Source organism: Bacillus sp. N3378-2at, from assembly GCF_033412715.1.
GTDB lineage: Bacteria > Bacillota > Bacilli > Bacillales > Bacillaceae > Bacillus > Bacillus subtilis.
The window spans coordinates 3,105,739-3,128,388 of record NZ_CP117986.1 but is presented as its reverse complement, the minus strand read 5'-3'; the positions used below and the strand labels follow the sequence as shown (position 1 = coordinate 3,128,388).

Annotated in this window: 21 protein-coding genes; all 21 read right to left on the bottom strand. The window is 46.0% G+C overall.

What is annotated here, in order from left to right; genetic code table 11:
• Nucleotides 1–10 precede the first annotated feature (10 nt).
• Nucleotides 11–1,225 carry a transaminase BacF gene (bacF, locus tag PUN35_RS16735; protein ID WP_031601099.1) on the bottom strand — a complete coding sequence of 405 codons (1,215 nt, stop codon included), beginning with the start codon at nt 1,223–1,225 and terminating at the stop codon, nt 11–13.
• The gene (gene bacE / locus PUN35_RS16730; protein WP_014481236.1) at nt 1,226–2,410 is read right to left on the bottom strand and encodes a bacilysin exporter BacE; all 1,185 of its coding nucleotides are present in this window, start codon (nt 2,408–2,410) and stop codon (nt 1,226–1,228) included. It abuts the gene before it with no gap.
• A complete protein-coding gene (gene bacD / locus PUN35_RS16725; RefSeq protein ID WP_003242921.1) occupies nt 2,407–3,825 on the bottom strand; it encodes an alanine--anticapsin ligase in 1,419 nt (472 codons plus the stop codon). The genes bacE and bacD overlap by 4 nt, the downstream gene beginning before the upstream one ends.
• A gap of 18 nt (nt 3,826–3,843) precedes the next feature.
• Nucleotides 3,844–4,605, bottom strand: coding sequence for a dihydroanticapsin 7-dehydrogenase (bacC, locus tag PUN35_RS16720; protein WP_003243359.1), 762 nt, complete (start codon nt 4,603–4,605; stop codon nt 3,844–3,846).
• Between the two features lie 2 nt (nt 4,606–4,607).
• On the bottom strand, nt 4,608–5,315 hold the full coding sequence (gene bacB / locus PUN35_RS16715) for a 3-((4R)-4-hydroxycyclohexa-1,5-dien-1-yl)-2-oxopropanoate isomerase (protein WP_003244300.1): 708 nt from the start codon (nt 5,313–5,315) through the stop codon (nt 4,608–4,610).
• Nucleotides 5,305–5,919 (bottom strand): prephenate decarboxylase, encoded by a 615-nt coding sequence (bacA, locus tag PUN35_RS16710; protein WP_009968341.1) that lies wholly within the window; start codon nt 5,917–5,919, stop codon nt 5,305–5,307. The genes bacB and bacA overlap by 11 nt, the downstream gene beginning before the upstream one ends.
• Before the next feature lie 151 nt (nt 5,920–6,070).
• On the bottom strand, nt 6,071–7,309 hold the full coding sequence (locus PUN35_RS16705; protein ID WP_014481237.1) for an MFS transporter: 1,239 nt from the start codon (nt 7,307–7,309) through the stop codon (nt 6,071–6,073).
• 209 nt (nt 7,310–7,518) lie between these two features.
• Complete coding sequence (locus PUN35_RS16700) at nt 7,519–8,931, bottom strand: amino acid permease (RefSeq protein ID WP_015250969.1); 1,413 nt, start codon at nt 8,929–8,931, stop codon at nt 7,519–7,521.
• Nucleotides 8,931–10,631 (bottom strand): M20 family metallopeptidase, encoded by a 1,701-nt coding sequence (locus tag PUN35_RS16695; protein ID WP_014481239.1) that lies wholly within the window; start codon nt 10,629–10,631, stop codon nt 8,931–8,933. Before PUN35_RS16695 ends, PUN35_RS16700 begins: the two co-directional genes overlap by 1 nt.
• Before the next feature lie 73 nt (nt 10,632–10,704).
• Nucleotides 10,705–12,252: an L-glutamate gamma-semialdehyde dehydrogenase gene (pruA, locus tag PUN35_RS16690; protein ID WP_014478322.1), complete on the bottom strand. Its 1,548-nt coding sequence runs from the start codon at nt 12,250–12,252 to the stop codon at nt 10,705–10,707.
• A 226-nt stretch (nt 12,253–12,478) separates the two neighbouring features.
• The gene (gene rocG, locus PUN35_RS16685) at nt 12,479–13,753 is read right to left on the bottom strand and encodes a glutamate dehydrogenase (protein WP_003227482.1); all 1,275 of its coding nucleotides are present in this window, start codon (nt 13,751–13,753) and stop codon (nt 12,479–12,481) included.
• Between the two features lie 177 nt (nt 13,754–13,930).
• Nucleotides 13,931–14,395 carry a biofilm surface layer hydrophobin BslB gene (bslB, locus tag PUN35_RS16680; RefSeq protein ID WP_014481241.1) on the bottom strand — a complete coding sequence of 155 codons (465 nt, stop codon included), beginning with the start codon at nt 14,393–14,395 and terminating at the stop codon, nt 13,931–13,933.
• 323 nt (nt 14,396–14,718) lie between these two features.
• Nucleotides 14,719–15,174: a dTDP-4-dehydrorhamnose 3,5-epimerase family protein gene (locus tag PUN35_RS16675; RefSeq protein WP_014481242.1), complete on the bottom strand. Its 456-nt coding sequence runs from the start codon at nt 15,172–15,174 to the stop codon at nt 14,719–14,721.
• Nucleotides 15,167–16,018 carry a dTDP-4-dehydrorhamnose reductase gene (rfbD, locus tag PUN35_RS16670; RefSeq protein ID WP_014481243.1) on the bottom strand — a complete coding sequence of 284 codons (852 nt, stop codon included), beginning with the start codon at nt 16,016–16,018 and terminating at the stop codon, nt 15,167–15,169. The genes PUN35_RS16675 and rfbD overlap by 8 nt, the downstream gene beginning before the upstream one ends.
• A 13-nt stretch (nt 16,019–16,031) precedes the next feature.
• Nucleotides 16,032–16,979 carry a dTDP-glucose 4,6-dehydratase gene (gene rfbB, locus PUN35_RS16665; protein ID WP_003244201.1) on the bottom strand — a complete coding sequence of 316 codons (948 nt, stop codon included), beginning with the start codon at nt 16,977–16,979 and terminating at the stop codon, nt 16,032–16,034.
• Nucleotides 16,979–17,719, bottom strand: coding sequence for a sugar phosphate nucleotidyltransferase (locus tag PUN35_RS16660; RefSeq protein WP_014478328.1), 741 nt, complete (start codon nt 17,717–17,719; stop codon nt 16,979–16,981). Before PUN35_RS16660 ends, rfbB begins: the two co-directional genes overlap by 1 nt.
• 24 nt (nt 17,720–17,743) lie before the next feature.
• Nucleotides 17,744–18,763 (bottom strand): PseG/SpsG family protein, encoded by a 1,020-nt coding sequence (locus PUN35_RS16655; RefSeq protein WP_014481244.1) that lies wholly within the window; start codon nt 18,761–18,763, stop codon nt 17,744–17,746.
• Between the two features lie 2 nt (nt 18,764–18,765).
• Nucleotides 18,766–19,488 (bottom strand): glycosyltransferase family protein, encoded by a 723-nt coding sequence (locus PUN35_RS16650; protein ID WP_014481245.1) that lies wholly within the window; start codon nt 19,486–19,488, stop codon nt 18,766–18,768.
• Entirely contained in the window at nt 19,481–20,602 is a 1,122-nt protein-coding gene (locus PUN35_RS16645) for an N-acetylneuraminate synthase family protein (protein WP_031601100.1), read from the bottom strand. The genes PUN35_RS16650 and PUN35_RS16645 overlap by 8 nt, the downstream gene beginning before the upstream one ends.
• Entirely contained in the window at nt 20,602–21,471 is an 870-nt protein-coding gene (locus PUN35_RS16640) for a GNAT family N-acetyltransferase (RefSeq protein ID WP_014481248.1), read from the bottom strand. The genes PUN35_RS16645 and PUN35_RS16640 overlap by 1 nt, the downstream gene beginning before the upstream one ends.
• Complete coding sequence (locus PUN35_RS16635; RefSeq protein WP_014481249.1) at nt 21,472–22,641, bottom strand: DegT/DnrJ/EryC1/StrS family aminotransferase; 1,170 nt, start codon at nt 22,639–22,641, stop codon at nt 21,472–21,474.
• Nucleotides 22,642–22,650: the final 9 nt, after the last annotated feature.

The following is a 22,650-nucleotide window of genomic DNA, read 5'->3' as shown; positions in this document are numbered from 1 at the left end:
ATCCCGCTTTTTAGCGGGATGTTTCTTGTAATGACCCGAACGGCAGGTTCAGCTTTTGAATCCGCGTGACAAATTCCCGCAGATCCTCCTGCTTCGACACCATTGAAATTCTGACATGCCTTTTTCCGTTGCTTCCAAAAATTTCGCCCGGTGTGACTACGACATGGGCATGCTCCAGCAAGTAATCGGAAAATTGGTGAGATGTCTCAAACGTATTCGGAATTTCAGCCCATACGTAAAAGGTTCCTTTTGGCTTTTCCATCTTCCAGCCCAATTCCTTTTCACAAAGCGCCGTAAAAAAGTCAATTCGTTCCTTATAAATTCGTTCCTTATAAATTCGTTTCAACGATTCCGTATGCTCCGGATCTCCAGAAAGCGCCGCACTCGCTGCCTGCTGCAGCCCGCCGAACATGCCGACAAATACATGATCCTGAAATTCATTGACGGCCTGAATGATCCTTTCGTTCCCAACCGCAAACGCCATTCTCCAGCCGGCCATGTTAAATGTTTTTGAAAATGAATAAAGCTCTGCTCCGACAATTTTGGCATCCTCTGCCTCAAGAAAACTGGCCGGTTTTTGATCGAATTCAAACGCTCCGTATGCAAAATCATGAATCAAATGGATGTTATGCTCTTTCGCAAAAGCAGCAGCTCTTGCATAAAAAGCCGCATCAGCCACAGCTCCAGTGGGATTGTTCGGATAGTTTAAAAACATAAGCTTCGCTTTTTCCAGCACGGCTGGATCAATCTTTTCAAAATCCGGCAGATAGCCATTTTCTTCATACAGCGGCATTTCGTAAAGCTCAGCTCGCGCCATCGTAATCCCTGATAAATATTCAGGGTAGCCTGGATTCGGGACTAAAGCGATGTCTCCCGGATTGAGCAGGCATTGTGTCAACACATACAAACCGGCTTTCCCGCCTCCGAAAAGCGCGACCTCCGTTTCAGGATTGATTGTCACTCCGTATTCCCTTTTATAGAAAGCAGCGATCGCTTCCTTTAAAAAAGGATAGCCCCTGAAAGGGCCGTATCCATGAAACGAAGGATTCAGAGAAGCCTCCCGCAAAGCCTCCACAATATGCGGCGGAGTGGGAAGGTCAGGGTTCCCCTGTCCGAGATTAATGATATGGGCCCCCGTTTTTTCCATTTCCTTTACCTTTTGAAAAACGAGAGAAAACTCTTGCCTTGGAAGTGTCTTGATGACATCGGACGGTGTTATTTCCATCTAAAAGACTCCTTTTTGCTCCGTTTTGTTATCCCGTTCCAAAAACGATTTGTTGACGAGCTTCGTATGCAGAAACAAACCGCATACGATCACGACAATCAGCCCCATAATGACCGGAGCGCTTAGGATGTTAATGAACATTGAACCAATAGAAATGCATAATCCGATAGACGCTTCGGCCACTGAAAAAATGCGCCCTTGAATCTGGTTTGCCGCATTTTCCTGAACCTTCACTTTTGCAAGCACTTCCCCGTATTCCATCGCGATGAAAAAGAGGATCGCCGCGATGACAGAAACAGCGAAAATCGGCGTAAATAAAAACAGCGCCAGCGAGACAATGGATAAAACGGTAAAGTACGTCAGGCCTCTATTGTTGTTAAAGCCCCATTTACTGACAAGCGCCGCTCCGATGAACCCGCCGAAGCCGATGCAGAATGTGAGGATAAAGTTGCCGATTTCCCCGTCACCCAGAAAGCGGCTGACAATCGGAAAATAGCTGTACACAACTCCCCACAGCAAAGCCATCGTAATCATCGTAAACATGGCGTTTAATACGAATGCATTGGTTTTGATTTCTTTGAGTCCTTCTTTAAAAGACTGGAAGGCCTCTTTTATGTTTTCAGATTGAATCGGCACAAATTGCAGCTTGATGCGGCTGATAAAAAATGCCGAAACCAAGTATGTCACACCGTTAAAGGCAACAGCCAGCTCTACAGATCCGCCTAACAGAAAGAGCCCTCCGGCAGCCGCCCCGACGATAATGGAGATGGTTGTCGCTTTTGCAAATAACGTGTTGATGCTTTTAATATCTGATTCCAAGGACGACATGACAGCGAGACGGGCGGGATTAAAAAACACGCCGCTTCCATAAGAAATAAACAGCAGGGCCAGAAAGATCAGCGGATACTCGCCTTTTGGAAGAAATGTGAGCCCCAAAAAGATGATGCCTCTGATGATATCCGTCCACAGCATGATCTTAATTCTGTCTAACCGGTCGACCAGAACCCCCAAAAACGGCTGAAACACCATCGGAATGCTTCTGACCACGATGACCCCGGACGTCACCCAATAATCGTGATAATATGTAGACAAAATGAGCAGGGCAGGGAGAACACAATAGTCTCCCATGAACGATAGCGCCTGCCCGTAAAGCAAGTATTTAGAGTTGGGTTTCAGCTGTTTCATACTGGCAGCACATACTTTGCCGTCAGCTTTGCATGCTGCTGAATTTGTCTGATTGATTCAGCCACATCCTGTGAATTACTGCCTTTCAGTTCAAATGCAGCAATGGAATTGAAAGCTTCAAACAATGTCAAATCAACTGAAGTGCCTGGTGCTGCGGCTGAAAATGAAACGATTTCAGTATCCCCTTTTAAAAGCCCGTCCGGAATATCGATCGCTTCAATGACCAAATCCTCAGCGGTTTCTGGAATCTGGCCATTTTGTTTGAAATGCTGCGGGTACAAATGGCAGTCGGCAACATAATAAGGCTCTTGATCCAATAATCCGTCCGGCAGATCGGCGTCTTTTCCGAAACAGAGGACATCTAATAATAATTGCGCCATATCAAGGCCAAAGACCTTTTTAATATTAGGAATCATATTCCAGCCTGCGAATCTGGCTGCCGACTCTATTAAACCCGGTTCTCTGTTTTTCATTAGCTTGATCTCTGTATGTGTTGCGCAATTTTGCAGGCCAAGCCCTTCATTTGCCTTTTTGGCAGCTTCGACAATTTTCTTTTTTGCCTCTTCATCCAGAATGGACGGCGTAATGTGGGATGTCTCTGTAAACCCGATTTGCGGCGTTTTATCATGAATGGCGATCGGGAAATACTCACCGTCAGCCATGATGCCTTCTATACTGATATAGTCGGAGTACCCTTCTGTTTGATACCAGTCTCCGTACTCACCCTGTAAAAATTCTTCAGCGATAAACGGCGCTTCAAACGTAACCGCCTTTGGCACGTTAATTGATTTCAGATAGTCATTGACTCTGTTAAATTCATCTTCTGCCGTCTCAGTGTCCGTAATCAGCGTTACACCGATTGAACTCGCTAAGTATGTAGGCTTTAAGATAAGAGGTGTGCCGATCTCTTCAAGAGCAGCACGGAAATCTTCAAGAGTTGTGACTCGTTTGTTTTTGATCGATTTGACTCCGGCCTTATTAAAAGCGTCCCTCATTTTATTTTTATCTCTGGCATTTTCGGCTGCCTGCACGCCGGCACCTCTCAGGCCCAGACGTTCACAGGCTTTCGCCATCGGAGCAATGAATAATTCATTGTTTGTTGTGATGGCATCCGCCCCAAACATTTCGGCAACCTTGACGATTTGCTCGACGACCTCTTCCTCAGGCTTGTTATGATCCTCATGCGCCCAATAAATGGAATCAGGATGCTCAAAATCAGCTAAACTCTTAAAATAGTCTTTATCTTTTATGACCGCGACCGAGTATTTTTCAATCAATGCTGCATGGGAGGCTGTAATTGCAAAAGGTCTTGGAATAAAGCTGACCAGGTTATATTTTTCAGCAGCGCTTTTATAAAACATGTGCGGCGGGCAGCCTCCAAGATCAGCGATGACCAATACTGTTTTTCTCTCCATATGTAAAACACTCCTTCTCTATTGTGCGGTGTATCCTCCGTCTGCGGTGATGGCGCTTCCGGTCATATAGCTTGATAAATCCGAGGCTAAAAACAGCATCACGTTTGCGATTTCTTCAGGTTTCCCAAGCCTCAGCAGCGGATTTACCTTCGCCTTTTCTTTTTTAATCTCTTCAAGTGTGCCTTCATTATTTTCAAGGAATGATTTTTCATTCAGCGGTGTGTCGATGATCCCCGGGCATACGCAGTTCACCCGAATTTGATGTTTCGCATAATCAACGGCCATTGATTTAGTCAGCTGCAAAACCCCGCCTTTGCTGGCGTTATAAGCAGGAATATCAGGCCATGCCACGAGTCCGCCGACAGAGCACGTATTAATGATGTTGCCCTTGCCGGCGGCCAGCATATGCTTGAGTGCATGTTTGCTCATTAAAAACATGCCGGTCAAATTGACTTGCAGCACCTTGTTCCAATCGCTGAGCTCCATCTCGTGAATAGGCGCCACGATTTCGATGCCTGCATTATTAATCAAGACATCGAGCCCGCCAAATGTATGAACCGCCGATTCAACTGCGTGCTGGCAGGCAGCTTCGTCTGTGATGTCCGTTTGCACAAAGTGCAGCCTGTCATTATTTTCTTTTCGTACCATTGCTTCTCCTTGCGCTTCATCAATATCCGCCACAACCACATTGGCCTGCTGGCCCAAAAAAGCCTGAACCGCAGCATAACCAATGCCTGATGCGCCTCCTGTGATGAGGACGGTTTTATCGGTGAGGTTCATGATCATTCATCCGCCTTCATTTTTTTTGCTTTTGCCCTGTTATAGCGCGGCGGGAAGAAGATATTAATCGATTTTGATTCTTTTTCTGAACGGTTGATGGCACCATGATCTTCGCGAGGCTCACAGAAATAGGCTGTGCCGAATTTCATCTCGACTGTGCAGCCTTCGACCGTCATGTCATAGCCGCCGCCGATGCAGATGCCTATTTGTTCATTCCGATGTTTATGGAAAGGCATTTCTCCGCCATTTCCAGGGATTTTGGCAAGCATAATTTCTACCCAATCCTCAACAAAGAACGTGACTTCCATGCCCGGCAGCAGGTCTCTTGTTTTGAAAATATCCAAAAAGTAGTCCTCAGGACTTGTATATGTTTCATCAGCTTTCAGCCGCTTGATATCAATAGCAATCACTTCTTGGTCTGTGTCGTTTCTTGCCCCGTGAGGCACATGCGGCGGCGCGATATAGGCAGATTCCAAGGCTGTCATTTTTCTTGTCACATCTCCGACAGTCATCATCAGCTCGCCAGAAACGACCATGCCGATTTGGACCTCCTTATGCTGATGGGGTTCAACATTGGTATGCGGCGGGACGTAAGACATTAATACTTCAGTATCCCCTCGTACGGTTGAATACTGCCTCACTCCGTTTTCCCATTCAATTAATTTCGGTGTCGGGAAATAAAGCTCCTGCATATCTTCTTTAGTTTTCATCATCAACGTCTCCTTTTCCAAATAATGACCAGCTCATTGGAATGCTTTTGAATGTTTTTACAAAGGTTAGCCCGTACTTTTGCCGTGCAAGCTCATTGGTTAAGGCAATGTCATACAAACCTTCTTTTACTTTTCTTGCGGCTTGACTGGTTGAATTGACTAGTTTGAAACGAACATCTTTGCGGGTAAAATATTTTATTAAATTAATAGGTGAAGGATGTGAAACAATAACAGATGTATCAAGCATATCGTCTCTGAATTCAAAATCAGGACGAACAGCCAGGCCGTACATCGGTGTATCGCACCTGAAGATCTGCAATAGCTGCAAATCCGGCCTCATGTAGAAATGCTTAATGCCATCGTAAGCATGTGGGACGATGGTATATTCCAGCGGGCTTTGGAGCGTCCTTTCGATGCACGATTCAAAAGTATCATGCAAGGACAATTTACTGTTCAGCCCTTGTAGAAGAGTAAAATTGGAAATGAAATGCTTTGCTGCGTACTCACTGCTTGTCCCCTCAGGGCCGAGCGTGTTGACTGTAATGAGTTTGGATAGTGAATCAGTTCTTTTTTTTGTCTGAATGCTATTATCCAATATAATCATGAGCACCAACCAATCTTTTAAAATTTTAAGTAAATTTTATCCAGTGGAAATTGAACTGTCAATGTTTTTTGAAAATATTGATAATTATTCCCATACAAACAAAAAAACCCTTTAAAAAGGGTTTTTAATTATAGGAATTTAGAAACTTTGTTTATTGAGATAAGGACTGATCGGCCTTCTGCTCAAGTTTGCCGTACTTTTTATATGCGAATACACTGAGCACAAATCCGAGGACTGTGATGGCGGCGCAAATCAATCCGACAGCTGCATAGCCGTATGCCACATATACGGGTCCCATTAAAGCAGAACCTAATGTCACGGCCAGATTCGAGGCGAGACTGTAAAACACCATGACTTTTCCTCGATGACGCTCTGAGCAGTCACTCAAAATGGTGCTGAGCAGCGTCACCGTCAAACTTTGCATTAATCCCCAAATAAATAGGCTGGCGATTAACAGAAACATAGACGCCGGCGCATATGGTAAACACGCCAGCAGAACGCTGATGACCCCCAGCGCAATCAAAAGGGAGCGCATTTTTCCGATGCGGTCGGCTATCTTTCCTGTAATCACACTCATGGAAAACCCGATTCCATAAATCATGATAAATAAGCCCGCAGCCGTGTTTCCTCCGGTAAAAACGTCCTGAAGATAGGTGCCTAAAAAGGAATACATACCGTAAAAACCAATCATATTACAGAAGGTTATCGTGATATAAACAGGTACACGAGGGACTTTCAGCGCATCCCGGAATGTTCCTGCCGGCTCTTCTATTTCTTCCTTGCCGCTGTTTTTATGTTGGGCATGGCGGCGCATTTCAAGGAGAATCAGCAGGACAACTAAAACACCCATCAGGGCGAAAATCCAAAACGTCCATCTCCAATGCAGGACGCCGCCGATAAATGATCCGAGCGGCACTCCGAAAATCAGCGCCAGCGACCAGCTTGAAACGATCAGTCCCATCACCTTGCCCCGGTATGTATAAGGAACACGATCACCGACAACTGCGTAAGCGGTCGGAACAAACGCTCCCGCAGCCAATCCCGAAAGCGCCCGGCCTAAAAAGAAGAAAAAAATATTTTGAGCCAAAGCGCATATCACGGTTCCTATGATAAAGATCATAAGCCCGGCCAATAAGCTCAGTTCTCTGGAGTATTTATCGCCTAATGGAACCAAAAGCGGCGCACCGATAAAAATCATAATGCCGTAAATACTGATAGATAACGCAAGGACGCTGACATCTGAGTTGAAGGCTTTTGCTAAATCCGGCAGCAGCGGTGAGATCACAAGCTCTTCAGATCCGGCTGCAAATACCCCCATCGTTAAAGCCAGTGCCAACAATAACGGAAAATGATGTTTTGTTTTGATGTCATTGTTTTGATTGCTGTTCATTCTTTCTCAAACACCTCTTCCATAATCTTCTTATCATAAAGTTGCATTATAGTTTAGCATTGTTTTTTCTCTATTTACAATTCGAACGAAATATTTATAAGTTTTATTATTTTCATTTAAATCCCATTATATATTTCTATATTTCATTCTAAAAATACATGAGGATGTAACACGTAAAAAAAGCTCTCCGGCCTCCCGGAGAGCTTTTTCTATTGCGCCTCTGTCTGCTTTTTTTCAATCGGTTCATGATTTATACGCTTTTTGATGCTTAGATGATAGTATGCATAACAGAAAATAATGATCGGCACACCGCAGTATAAGCCAATTCTTTGATCCGGAATGAAAATAAGGCTGATCAACACGCAGCCATATAAACAAAATCCGAGAATCGGGACTAGCGGATAAAGCGGCGTTCTGAACTCCAGATCATTCACATTTCCGCCTTCAGCAAGGAAACGTCTGCGAAAGAAAAATTGCGACGCACAAATGGACATCCACGCGACAACTGTCACCATGCCCGAGATTGAGATACACCATAAATACACTGTTTCTGCGGCCATGACACTTGTCAGCAGCGAACAGCCTGAAATGCCTAGCGTAATCAGCAGGGCATTCATCGGCACGCCTTTTTTTGTCAGTCTGGTGAGAAAGGATGGACCCATTTGATTTGATGAAAGTGACCACATCATACGCGACGCCGCATACAACCCCGAATTAGCAACAGATAAAATGGCTGTTAAGATGACAAAATTCATGATATCTGCCGAAAATGGGATGCCGATTTGATCGAGTACCGCTACAAATGGGCTTTCAATCACCCCCGCCGTTTTGTACGGAAGGATGGCAACCAAGACGAACATAGCGAGCACAAAGAAAAACAGCGTACGCCAAATGACATTTCGAATGGACTTTGGCAGTGTTTTTTCCGGGCTTTCACTTTCCCCTGCCGCAATGCCGACAAGCTCCGTTCCCTGGAACGAGAAGTTCACCATGACCAGCGTAAACATAACGGCCAGCACCCCATTAGGGAAAAGTCCTCTATCAGTCATAAAGTTAGACAAAAAGGGTGTCTCCTGTCCGCCTTTAAAGTCAATCAAGCCAAACACAGCGGCTCCGCCAATCACAATAAATAATATGATCGCCGCCACTTTGATGCTTGAAAACCAAAATTCCATTTCTGCAAAGCTTCTGACAGAGAGCGCATTAATCAAAAAGATGACGATGCCGAACACGAGGCACCATATCCAGATCGGAACGGAGGGCAGCCACCTTTGCATCAAAATGCCTGCTGACGTCAGCTCTAACCCCACTGTATTCGCCCAGCTGAACCAATACAGCCAGCCAATCATAAAGCCTGTCGACGGTCCCAGAAATTTAGTGGCGTAGGCCTGAAACGATCCGGCCACCGGCATGGCAACAGCCAATTCTCCTAAACAAAGCATGACGAGATACATTAAAAATCCGCCGATGATATACGCGGCAATGGCGCCGAGCGGTCCCGCCTGGCTAATGGTAAAGCCAGAGCCTAGAAACAGCCCAGTGCCAATCACCCCTCCCAAAGCAATCATAAACAAATGCCTGCTTTTCATGCTGCGCTGCAATTCATTTTTATGATTCTGCATCATCCTTCCCCCTTTGGTTCTTTTGCCGTGATGGTCATCCGGTAGCTTTGCAAAAGGTGAACGGTGGTTTGCTGTATGAGGAGAGGCAATACATGAAATGTGTACGGTTTATAGACTCGTTCTGTCCATTTATGGCCGTCTTTTCCGTACACACCCATATTAATGGATGGAATATTCAGCTTGCGTATATCTTTGAACGGAATGGTCCCAATCATATTCCACCCAGGAAAGTTCCTGATAAAAGAATCAATTTCGCCATCGGTTTCGTGCAGTGATAAAAAACTGCCGTCTGCCAAGTAGGGGAAAAACTTTTTGAAGACAAATGTTTCGCCTGTCGATTCAGCGGTTTTGTCAGCCGCTTCTTTAATCACATGCTGCAAAAGCTGATCTCTTGCGCTATCTTCTTTCAAATAGTTATGTGGCAGGTAAGGAGGTGCGTAAAATAGAATGACTTTTGCGCCTTGATCGGGGTCAAGCTTTTGAAGCTCTTCGATTGCCTGAAAGCATCTCATGCGAAGTTCAAGGTGCTCGTTGGCTTTGAATGTCTGCTCGATACACTGCTCGGGATCTATCCCCCGGTTTCTCAGCTTTTCTAAATATTGCTCCAGGCTATACACTTGAATGTCCCATGATAAATGTTTCTTTGGCAGGTTGGCTCTTTTTGCATATTCTTCATAATAATCTGATAATTTTTGTTCTGTCTCTTGGCATGCTTCCTCAGTGACTTCAATAAGCAAATCCATCATTTCTTTTGCTGTTCTTTCATAAATAAAACAATTGAAGTACAAGCTGGTGCTGACAGCCGTTTGCACATTATAGGATTCCTTGTTATCACGCTGATACAAACAGGATGGTGGCAGAACCAACTCCCCTTCAACCTTTTCTGCCAGATGGATGTTATTGTGGAGACGGCTTGTGATTTCAGATGAAATGAAATTTGGGTCAATCCCTGCCAGTGTATCGCCAACATGGACTTCACGCCCGTAAATGTAAAAGCATGGCAGCAGTTTTCCCGCGGCTCCGGTATAGATATATCTTGTCTGATCACCATCGTAAAGCGGGGTAATAAAATCTGTATTAATAGCAGCCAAATAGTGAAGCTGTTTTTCTTTTTTTAACCGGTTCAGCTCTGAAATGCTGGCGAGAATGCCCGAATGCTGGCTCTCCTCATCGGGATTGGCCATAAACAATACATTTCCCGGCAACGTCTCAAGGTTCTCCGAAAAATGCAGGAGATTGGCTAAATGCACGGCGATGCCGCTTTGCATATCAACAGATCCTCTTCCGAACATCCAATCGCCTGATTTGGCATCCCGCTGAACATCCTGATCGAACTCATAGCGGCTGAAATACTCGGCCAATTTCTCACAATCAAAAGCGATATCCTTTAAAGGGCCGAAATCTTCGATTCCAACTGTATCCAGATGGGCATGGTAAATGACTGTATTACGGCTTTCTCCATGTCCTTTAATAAACGCAAAAATATTTTTGCGATTGTATGGGTCATTGGGAATGGCCTGTTCCCACACATGACTGGGGTTTTCCTGAAAATAAGGATAGCTCGTGATCACTTCTTTGATGAAATCTGCTTTTGTCCCTTCTCCAACGGTGCCGTTCACGCTGCTGAGGCTGACCAGAGATGCTGTCAGCGCCTCCACTCTTTCAGCCGGATTCATGTGACTGATTTTTGTATACTGCATAAATTGTCCTCCTGATCAAAAAGTTGAAATCGTGCGATCCGCTAAAGAATCGCACGATTTTATTTCTCTCAAATCAAAAAGCTTCGGACGTTGTTTTGGCTTGCATATGAAGAATTAAGTAATCGGGACCGCCTGCTTTTGAGTCTGTTCCTGACATATTAAAACCGCCGAACGGCTGATAGCCGACAATTGCTCCGGTACATCCTCTGTTAAAATATAGGTTTCCGACATGGAAATCCTCGCGCGCCCGTTCAATGTGCGCACGGTTTTTCGTCAGAAGCGCACCTGTTAATCCGTATTCCGTGTTATTGGCAATCTCCAGCATATGATCGAAATCACGCGCTTTGCAAATCGCAACAACCGGGCCGAAAATTTCTTCCTGCATCAAGCGGGCGTTTTCATCAACATCTGCAAAGATCGTCGGCTGAATAAAGTAGCCTTTTGAATCATCGCCTTCTCCGCCGGCCAATAGCTTGCCTTCAGATTTGCCGATTTCAATGTATTTCATCACTTTGTTGTAGGATGCTTCATGAATCACGGGACCCATATACGTATCAGGATCTTCTGGATTGCCGACAGTCAGCGTTTTGGTCAGCGCCACAGCTTTTTCCACCACTTCATCATAAACATCCTGATGAATGACCGCGCGGGAGCCCGCAGAACACTTCTGTCCTGAATATCCAAATGCTGAGTACACGATAGAGGATGCAGCAAGGTCAAGATCAGCGTCCTTGTCGACAAGCACTGTGTCTTTTCCGCCCATTTCTGCAATTACCCGTTTGAGCCATTTTTGGCCCGGCTGCACTTTGGCGGCTCGCTCATAAATCCGGCAGCCGACTGCACGGGAACCTGTAAATGAGACAAACCGTGTCTTCGGATGCTCAACTAAGAAATCACCGATCTCCGCTCCATCTCCCGGAATGTAATTCAGAACGCCGTTTGGCAGACCCGCTTCCTCCATGACCTCGACAAATTTTGCTGCCACTACCGGGGCTGCGTCAGCCGGTTTTAAGAGAATCGTATTTCCTGTCACAATCGCTGCCGCCGCTGTTCCCGCCATAATCGCGAGCGGGAAGTTAAATGGAGAAATGACGATGCCGACGCCAAGCGCTTCGTAATGATATTGATTGAACTCGCCAGCACGGCTCTTCACCGGAGCCCCTTCCTTGAGCTTTAACATTTGGCGCGCGTAGAACTCTAAAAAGTCTATCGCTTCAGCCGTGTCCGCATCTGCTTCCTTCCACGGTTTTCCCGCTTCCTTCACAAGATAGCTTGAAAATTCATGCTTTCTTCTGCGCAAAATAGCCGCTGCCTTAAAGAGAATATTCGCGCGGTGCTCCGGTCTTTGTTTTTTCCAGGAATCAAATGCCTGCAATGCGGCTTGCATCGCTTTTTCAGCAAGCTCTTGATCCGCTGTAGACGCGTACCCAATGATCTCTTCTTTATTTGCCGGGTTAATGGAAATGATTTTGCGGTCCGTTTCAATTTTTTCTCCATTTATGACAAGCGGATAATGCTTGCCGAGCTGAGTGTTTACAAAGGCCAATGACTCCCCAAATGCAGTTTTATTCTTTGCTTCCGTAAAATCGGTAAATGGTTCGTGCGCGTATGTGACTGTCATATGTAGTCCCCCTCGTGTTATGAAATATATCTTCGCATATGAATAAAAATGCAAGAATCATGCCATTTTCTTGTCTTTTGCTGAAAAAACTTGTTGAATCGAACAGAAATTTGTCTAACAGGTGATCACCTTTCTCTTTTTCCGATCTTGAACGCAAATTTATTTTGCGATTTTTGCTCTTTACGCAAAAAACAAATGCAAAATTATTTTGCGGAGGCTTCTCAAATTACACCCATCCGCGGAAACGCGATGCTTCTGCCGATTTTCTGATGCCCGTCATGTAAGCCGCCAAACGCATATCCACTTTATGTGTTGCCGCTGTTTGATAAATTGTTTCGAACGAGCTGACCATGACGCTTCTCAGTTTTTCTGCAACCTCTTCTTCCGACCAATAATATCCTTGGTTGTTTTGCACCCATTCAAAATAAGAAACCGTGACGCCGCCGGCACTCGCCAGGATATCCGGCACAAGCAGCACGCCTCTTTCATTCAGGATCTTAGTGGCATCAATGGTTGTCGGGCCGTTCGCCGCTTCAACGACGATTGACGCCTGAATGTTATGTGCGTTTTTGGCTGTGATTTGATTGGAGATCGCGGCAGGCACTAAAATATCGCAATCCTTTTCAAGCAGCTCCTCATTTGTGATGACGTCAGTAAATAAATTGGTGACCATACCGAAGCTGTCCCGTTTATCGAGCAAATAAGGGATATCAAGGCCGTCTGGGTTGTAGAGCCCGCCATTGGCATCAGAAATCCCGATCACCTTCGCGCCCGCATCGTGCATGAATTTAGCCAGGAAGCTACCCGCGTTTCCAAAGCCCTGTATGATGATGCGCGCGTTTTGCAGCTTGATCCCTTTTTTCTTCACCGCCTCTTCAATACAAATCGTGACGCCCTGTGCAGTCGCCGTTTCCCGTCCTTGCGATCCTCCCAAAACAAGCGGTTTACCTGTAATAAAGCCCGGAGAATCGAATTCCCGCAGCCGGCTGTACTCATCCATCATCCACGCCATAATCTGCGAATTGGTGTACACATCGGGAGCTGGAATATCCTTTGTCGGACCGACGATCTGGCTGATGGCACGGACATACCCCCTGCTCAGCCTTTCCAGTTCTCCAAATGACATTGTCCGCGGATCACAAATTATACCGCCCTTCCCGCCGCCGTAAGGAAGATTGGCAATCCCGCATTTGAGCGTCATCCAAATGGATAATGCCTTTACTTCCTCTTCATTAACTTCTGGATGGAAGCGAACGCCCCCCTTTGTCGGACCGACAGCATCATTGTGCTGTGACCGGTAGCCTGTGAACACTTTGACGCTCCCATTGTCCATTTTGACCGGAATGCGGACAGTGAGCATTCTCTGCGGCTCTTTCATGAGTTCATACATATCTCCCGGATAACCCAGCTTCCGAAGGGCTTCCTTAATGATTGTTTGGGTAGACAGAAATAAGTTAAGAGCTTCTTTTTCTTCATCTTTCGAGACTTGCTTTGCTGACATCTTTTTTCACCTCATTGTTTTTTTGGCCGGCTGTAATGTAAGCGCTTTAAAAAATCAGCCCGCCAATTCCTTTCTGCATTGGATTCACCCTTATCATCATGCAAGATCCGTACCAGCTTTTGAATCCACAAAAAAAGAGACTGAAAACATCTCAGTCTCTGACTACAAATCTATCGATTAACGGGGATCAATCACCAGCTGCGTTTTAGCATAAAAACTGCCGATTCCCAAACCGTTTACTACATCGCCTTTAATCGTGTAAGTGCCTGCGCGAGGAAGAGTTTTGCGCACCATGACGAGGTCAAATTCGGATGCGCCTAACAAATCAAGCGTAAGCGGGACTCTGACTGTTTTTCCATCGTTTAAAATCTGTGTTTCTTTTAGTGTTCTTCCATTCACTGAATCTCTTGTCGTAGCATGAAACCCGTCAGGAAATTGAAATTCTACCGCTCCAAGAGAAAGCACCGCATTTGGTTTATATGTCACTTCAATATCAGAAGTGGTCCACTCTTTCGTGCTGTTAATTGTTTTTGCCTCGATTGATGCAGACTGTGCATGAGCTTGGCCCGAAGGAAGTAAGATTGATAGTAAAACAGCTGAACTGATGAATAATGAAGATACGAATGAAGTTCTTTTTAGCATGACATTTCCCCCTAAATGATTGTTGAAATTTGGCCAGAGCGTCCTCTGCAGAAAAAGCGCTTTTTCATAATTCGCGAATTACCAGTTCTTTTTCTTAAAAATTAATCTATCATCATTTTCCATGGAAGTAAATGTTTTTTAAGGAATATTAACACTTGGAATTCAATGAGAATTCCTTCCTGTTTATACAAGGTTCAAATGGACGATTTCTCTCTCTTTTTCTAGTAACATCTGCCCGACATTTTCTATCTTTTATCCTATTTTAAAAAAGGGCAAAAAAAGTCGAAGATGCCTCTGCTCTTCGATTGATCACGTTCCTATTTTTATCTGAATTCAGTGTTCCAGTTAAAACCGATCGTCTCATCATTCCACGGAATTCTTTTTTCATCAGGCTGATCCGGGTTATACGACATGGTGGTAAAATAGATAATTGTCAGCGGCGTCTCTCCCAGCACTCTATATCCGTGAGCCACCCCTTTGGGGATTAATAACAGCATCGGATTGTCTTCGCCCATATAATAGACGTCCGTTTCTCCTTTTGTCTTTGAATCCTCTCGAAGATCGTATAGGACAACCTGAGCGTGGCCGGTTGGGAAGAACCAGAGATCATCCTGCTTCTCATGATAATGAAATGCCTTAATCACACCCGGATAGCTTTTCGACCAAGAGGCCTGCCCAAAATGCTCAAGGAGATTCTCATCGTCCCGGACCAGCTCAGCAAAAAAGCCTCTGTCATCGCTATGCTTCATCAATTTTTTCACCTTGACTCCATCAATCACACGTACTGCTCCTTTCCTGCAAATACTCTCGTAACGCTTCCCGCCAGTGGCGGGGGCGGATGCCGGCTTCTTCAATGGCCCGATGGCTCAGCACAGAGTATGCCGGACGGGGCGTTTTGTTCCCGTATTCCTCTGTCGTTACAGGCAAAATGGCTGTTTCCAGCCCGCTTTCTTCCATAATTGCCATCGCAAACTCATACCAGCTGCATATGCCTGAATTGCTGACATGATAGATGCCCGGCGGATGGCTGAACAGCTTGATGACCGCTTCTGCTAAATCCTTCGTATAAGTCGGCGAACCAATTTGATCGCTGACAACCCGAAGCTCTTGTTTCGTTTCAGCAAACTTCAGCATGGTTTCAACGAAATTACTGCCGCCATGTCCGTACACCCACGATGTTCTGATGATCGTGCTGTCTTTTGTCGTTAATCTTATCAGTTCTTCTCCAAGCCTTTTGCTTTTGCCATAAATGGTTTTCGGATCGAGGGGATCGTCTTCCCTATATGGCTGGGTTCCTTTCCCATTGAATACATAGTCCGTGCTGATATGAACATATTGAGCACCGATGCGGGTTGACTCAAGCGCTGTATAATAAGCGCCGATTCCGTTAACCAAGTACGCTTTATCAAGCTCTTTCTCGCATTGATCAACCGACGTAAACGCGGCGCTATTGACCACGATATCCGGCTGATAATGGCCAAACGAATGCCGTACTGAGCGCTGGTCAGCAATGTTCATCATCTTCTTTGTTAACGCAATGACCTCATATCCGGCTTGCTTCAGCTGGCGGCATAGTTCCAAGCCAAGCTGTCCTCCCGCCCCAGTCACCAATACCTTTGTCAATCAGATCACCTTCTCATCGGTCATTGTCTGTATACCACTGAATCGTACGCGCAATGCCTTCTTCAAACGTCACTTCCTGCCGCCAGCCCAGTTCGTTTTTCAGCTTTGATGCATTGATCGCATAGCGCCGGTCATGCCCTTTTCGGTCTTCCACGTGGGCGAACAATTCCTCACAGCCCAGATGCTTCAAAATGACACTCGCCAGCTCTTTATTCGTGCGTTCATTTCCGCCGCCGATGTTATACACCTCGCCGTCGGTCCCTTTTTCTAAAATCAGCTTGATCGCGCGGCAATGATCCTCCGCAAACAGCCAGTCTCGGATCTGGAGTCCATCGCCATACAGCGGAACAGGCAGGCCCTGCTTCGCATGACGGATAATCGTCGGAATCATTTTTTCGCTGTGCTGATAAGGTCCGTAATTGTTGCTGCATCGTGTAATGATGGCCGGAAGCTTGTGGGTTTTCACATAAGACAACACGAGCAAATCAGAGCTTGCTTTGCTGGCTGAGTATGGGTTATTAGGAGAAAGCGGCGTCGTTTCTGTAAACGCGGGATCATCCGCTTTTAAATCCCCGTATACCTCATCTGTTGAAATATGAATCAGCTTCTTGGCTTTTCCTTTCAAGACCGCTTCCGCCAATCGGTATGTCCCCATGACATTTGTGGTGATAAACGGCTCTGCTTGGGAAATGCTTCTGTCCACATGCGATTCTGCTGCGAAGTGAATGACGCCATCGTAGGTCTCATCAAACGCGCGGTCGATATCCTCCTGAACGCTGATGTCCCCTTTCACAAAGCGAAAACGGCTGTTTTGCTTTAATTTTTCCATTTCCTCCGGGTGGCTGGCGTACGTCAGTTTATCTAAAACGGTAATGCGCGCATCCGTTTCCCTCAGCATGAGCTTTGTAAACGTGAGCCCGATGAAGCCGGCTCCGCCTGTAATTAAATATGATTTTGCCATCACTTTTCGTCCTGTCCTTTCCGTAAAGCCTGGTGTACAAGCTGGGAAGCGAGATAAAGCGATTCGTGAGTTCCGGCATCTACCCACCAGCCTGATAACACATCATACGTAAGCTGGCTGTTTTCGATGTATAGATTATTCACATCGGTGATTTCCAGCTCGCCGCGCTTTGATGGTGATATTTGTTCAATATATGAAAACACCTCTGCATCATACATATAAATGCCGGTAACACAAAGGTTGGTCGGTGGCTGTTCGGGCTTTTCGATGATGGAACGAATCCGCTTGTTTTTCTCATCAATCTCAGCAATCCCGAAACGTTCCGGGTCATCAACTTCTTTCAGAAGCACTTTTGCTCCTTTCCCCTGCTGTTCAAAGCGTTCTGTATAAGGCTTTAATGAATCTTCAAATATATTATCACCTAATAATAAAATGAAAGACTCTTTTTTCGTAAAGCGCTTTGCATAAGACAGCCCATCCGAAATGCCCGATGCTGCCGGCTGTACTTGATAAGTGATAGTAACGCCAAGCTCTTCCCCGTTCCCAAGCAGTTTGTAAAATTGCGGCATATGCTCCTTTTGGCTGATGAGTAAAATGTCTTTTATTCCGGCTTCTTCCAGCTTCATAATCGACCAGTATATCATCGGATACGGGCCTACAGGAAGCAAATGCTTGTTGACGGCTTTCGTTAAGGGCATAAGGCGTGAGCCGTTTCCTCCGGCTAAAATAACACCTTTCACATTAACACTTCCTTACATGCATTTTTATATCTCTTGTTCATATAAATCTTGAAGAATAGCTGTTACCCGTATAATGCCTTTGCCATCCACGAGCGGCCTTCCTCCCTTGTGCAAAGAAAGGCGAAGAGGATAGCTGCTCATAATGCGTGACATCTGATAGATGAGTGTTTCATCCGGTACAAGCTCACCCAAACCAAGATCAAGAGCGGCGCCTTGGCCAGCAAATGTTTTTGCTGTTGCCGTTTGATGCTCAACCTGAGAAAGAACAAGGCACGGCACGCCGATGCAAATGGCTTCATATAGAGAGATGCCGCCGGCGACAATGGCTGCGTCCGCTTGTTTCATCAAACCTGCCATATCATTTGTCTGTTCGATCATCTTGTACTGCGGCTTCTTTTCGATCCGCCTTCGGACTGCCTCTTGATGCGGTGAAGCGCTCCCCATTACAAACATCATGTTTTTGTCTTTTATGTCGGGGACTTGATCAGCGGCAGCCAGCACTTTAAAAATAAGCTGCTTCGGATCACTTCCTCCTAATGCAACAAGGATATTGCGGCAGTCTTTCTTAAGTGTGTAATCCTCTCTTGCGGCCTGAAAGGCGGGGTGAAGAATAAGATAGTCCGGACCTTCATAAATGCGTGTGTTTCCCTGAACGTACACCCTGCTTCTGATGTCACCGTAAATTCCGTTAATGACTGCGTCACTATATTGAATTGATTTACCGTTTTTCTCTTCAAAAAGAACAATTTTCGCATCTGTCTCCGTCTTTATTTTCTTTAACAGCTCTGCAGGCGCGCCTAGAATATCAAACAAAAGCAAATCAAGCTTCTTGCTTTTTATTTCCCGGAGAATAAATTCGTGCTGCTGCAGCTCCGGCTTTACGATGACACGCCAATGCTCTTCATGAAGAAACGCTTCAGACTCCTGATTCGTATAAAACGTAATCAAGCATCGCTGTTTGAGCCCCTCCGCAAGTCTCTTCATCCGGACAACATGGCCCATTCCCTTTTCATAGCCGCCGTCTGCGAAGATCCCAACACGCATGGCTAGTCAGCCTCTCGTTCGGTTGCCGCATCGGGGTTCCGGTTCAGAAGGGTGATAAGCTCTGAGGCGGATACATCGGGGCGCTCGCCTGCTTTTTGATAGAGGGCCTTTATCGATTCATAGTCTTCCTTTGTATCAATGGTCAGCCGATATTGAGGGGCGCGAAATCGTTCCGGCGCCTCTAAAAACTGAACACGATAAAGAGCTGGATGATTCCTTATATATAACGTGACATGCTCCTGATATTGATCCTCCATATTCTGAATACGGCTGATGTCAATTAACAGGTTGGCGTTGACCACTTCGCCGCAAATCCCTAATGGGGCATTCAGGATATACGTATAATCCGATCCTTGATCAAAATGCGCCTTAATCATTACATCGAGCAGCTCCGGATCGACAAACGGATTATCACCCGTTAACCGGATGATGACTGACGGTTTAACAGCTTCTATGACCTTCACAAACCTATCGAGGACACGTTCTTCGCTCCCGCGGAAAACACGAAAGCCTTGTTTGATACAGTGCGCCTCTAATATGTCGTCAGTTTCTTTGTCAGACGTGGCGATGACAAGATTATCCCGATCCTTTTGGTAAAACGCGCTTTGCCGGACACGGTGAACGAGAATATCAAGTAAACGATTCGATCCGAGCGGCCGAAGCACTTTTCCCGGAAGCCTTGTTGAACCCATTCTTGCTTGAATGATAAAGAGAATATCATTCATGAAACGGGCTGTCCTTCAGTAAAATGTCATCCCAGACAATGCCTGTGTCGGCTGGAATGTCTCTTACAGCCCGAACACCGCTGGTCAGCAGTTCAAAAAATCTCGGGTGCAGCCCCTGCGGCTTTTGTCCGGGCCGAAGCACTGCGATATTGTCTTCACTAAAGGCTTCACCTTTTTGAATCGGAGCTGTTGTAAAAATGCCTCTGTATGCAAAATTTCTGATTTCTCCTTCGATGGAGGTTGTTGTTTTGTATGAACTGCCAAGCAGTTTTTCAGAGACCGGCTTTGTGATCCCCTGTTTCAGCTCAGCTTCCGTTTTCCTGATGCCATCGACCATTTCTTTCAATTCATCCGGATTTAATGCAAACGAGTGGTCGGCACCCGGCAGATCTTTATCGATCGTAAAATGCTTTTCTATCAGTTTTGCTCCGAGCCGAACCGCGGCACATGGCGCTTCTGTCGGATGCTCGCTATGATCGGAGAAGCCGATTACTGCCTCAGGAAAAGCGGCGGCAAGCATCGGAATGACGCTGAGGTTGCTGTACTCCGGCGGTGCTGGGTATTTCGCCACACAATGCATTATGGCAATTTGATTGTTTCCCTCTGCCCTGATGGTGCGCCAAGCTTCGTGAACATCAGAGATTTCAGCTCCGGCTGTCGAGAAAATCATCGGCCTGTTCAGCCGGGCGACATATTTGAGCAGCGGGAGATGGTTAATTTCATAGGATGCGATTTTAAAAGCGCTCGGCGAGGTAGACTGAAGCAGATCAGCTGACCCCTCGTCACATACCGTACTTAAAAAGATCACCTGCTTTTCGCGGCAGTAATCCAATAGCGGTAAAATCCACTCAGCAGGCATTTCCATAGATTGAACCAAAGAAAAAATAGAGACGTCCTTGCCCGCTGCCGTCTTGTACAAACCAGGATCTTTCTGGTACATCCTATCAGCTTGGAACATTTGAAATTTCACGGCATCCGCTCCCGCTTCCGCCGCGGCGTCTATCAGCGCAAAAGCCTGATCAAGCTTCCCGTCATGATTAATCCCCGCCTCAGCAATAATAAAAACAGGAGCGTCTTTGCCTACAGTTTTATTCGCGATCTGAAACGCTGCCATTATTTCGCCTCCTTGCCCGGCCAAATATGATAATAGTAATACGATTGTTCAGCGGTGAAGCCCATTCGTTCATAAAGGCGGATCGCCCTTACATTGTGGAGCTGCGTCCCCGCTGTTACCGTTCTATGCTTCTGGGTCTCCGGTTGTTCTATGAGATTCGCCAATAAATGAAACGCAATACGTTTTCCTTCAAATCCCGGCTTTACAGCCATCAAATCGAGAATGCATTCATCATCTCTTGATAAGCCCTGAAGATAGCCGATGACCTCGCCATTGTGTTTAGCGACAATATTGACCGCCGCCCTTCCATTCAGATTGTTTCGTGTCCACTCCTGAAATATTTTGTTTGCTGCATCGCGGCTGAGATGAGGATCCTGAAAATATCTGCTTTTTGTAAACGAGTCTCGGGCCAGCTCACATATCGCTTCTGTGTCTCCGGGCTCAGGCGGGCCCAGTTCAAAAAATGGCGGTGTTTTGTCATAAAAAGACGGAGGCATCGCCAGCTTCAGCAAACTCCCGACAAAGTAAGAGGATGGCTGCTGCTGTATCACATGCGCGGCTCCGATATCTTCAGCGGGAACACGGACAAAGATAAAATCCGTTTCATCCATTTGGCGTACAGTATAAAAAGCTTCAAACAGCCTCTTTAGCTGCCCGGTACTATTTGCCGCAAGAAGTTTGACGTTCATGACTTTCTTCTGAAGCACCTTGCTTTCCCACAAAGAATCTTCGTAAAGCAATACGCCTTGGAGCCTGCTGTTTTCAAAAAGGCCGAGGGAAAATTGATACGGAACATCCAGTGTAAGCTGTCGGCTTTGGAGAAATTCCTCAATCAACTCTTTGGAGACATTTTCTTTTACCGTATACACTTAATCAGCCCCTTTTACGATATCCCGCACAGCTTCAATGACATCATCTACATCGTCGTCAGACATTGATGGATAGAGCGGGAGAGAAAGGGTTCGTTTATAGTAATTCATGGCATTCGGAAAGTCCGCTTCCTTATATCCAAATTGCTTTTGATAATACGGATGAATGTGTACTGGAATAAAATGAACGCTAGTGCCGATATTGTATTTATCCTTTAAAGCCGTAATCATTTCGCTGCGCGTAACCCCGGCCTTTTTTTCATCAACTTGCAGAACATATAGATGCCAGGCGTGCCTGCCGTCATCATGGACAAACGGCGTGATCAGTCCCGGAATCTGCTGAAAAGCGGTTTGATAGCGGCCGGCAATCTCTTCTCTCCGTTTCTGCATATCATCCAGCCGTTTTAGCTGATGAAGTCCGAGGGCCGCCTGCAAATCAAACATATTCATCTTATAGCCGGGCGATTCGACTTCATAGTACCAGCTGCCATTTGAAGAATAACGGTTCCATGCGGCTTTACTCATGCCGTGAAGGCTTAGCACCCGGATCTTATCGGCAAGCTCCTCATCATCAGTCGTCAGCATGCCGCCTTCCCCTGTCGCGAGGTTTTTGGTGGCGTAAAAGCTGAATGCCGTTGCATCTCCGATAGAACCGATCATTCTTTGCTTATAAGTCGTATATACCGCATGTGCCGCATCCTCCAGCACGAATAAACCATGATTTTGGGCAATAGCCAATATTGCATCCATATCGCAGGACTGCCCGCCAAAGTGGACGGGCACAACTGCTTTCGTTCGCGGTGTGACGGCCGCCTCAAGCTTTACCGGGTCAATATTGAGCGTGTTTTGGTCAATATCCGCAAACACAGGCGTCGCTCCCGTATGAATAATCGTATTGGCGGTCGAGCTGAACGTAAGCGGAGAGGTAATGACCTCGTCCCCGGGCCCGATCCCTTTTGCTTTCAAAGCCAAAAATAAAGCTGCGGTACATGAATTCACCGCCACGGCGTGCTTCGCCCCGACAAACGCGGCAAACTCTTTTTCAAACTGCTGAACCTTCGGGCCTTTAGAAAGCCATCCCGATTCAAGCGTTTCTGTAACCTCCTGAATTTCTTCCTTACCGATTAACGGCAATGAGTAAGGGAGAAAATGATTTCTCTTTTGCACCATTTCTTTGCG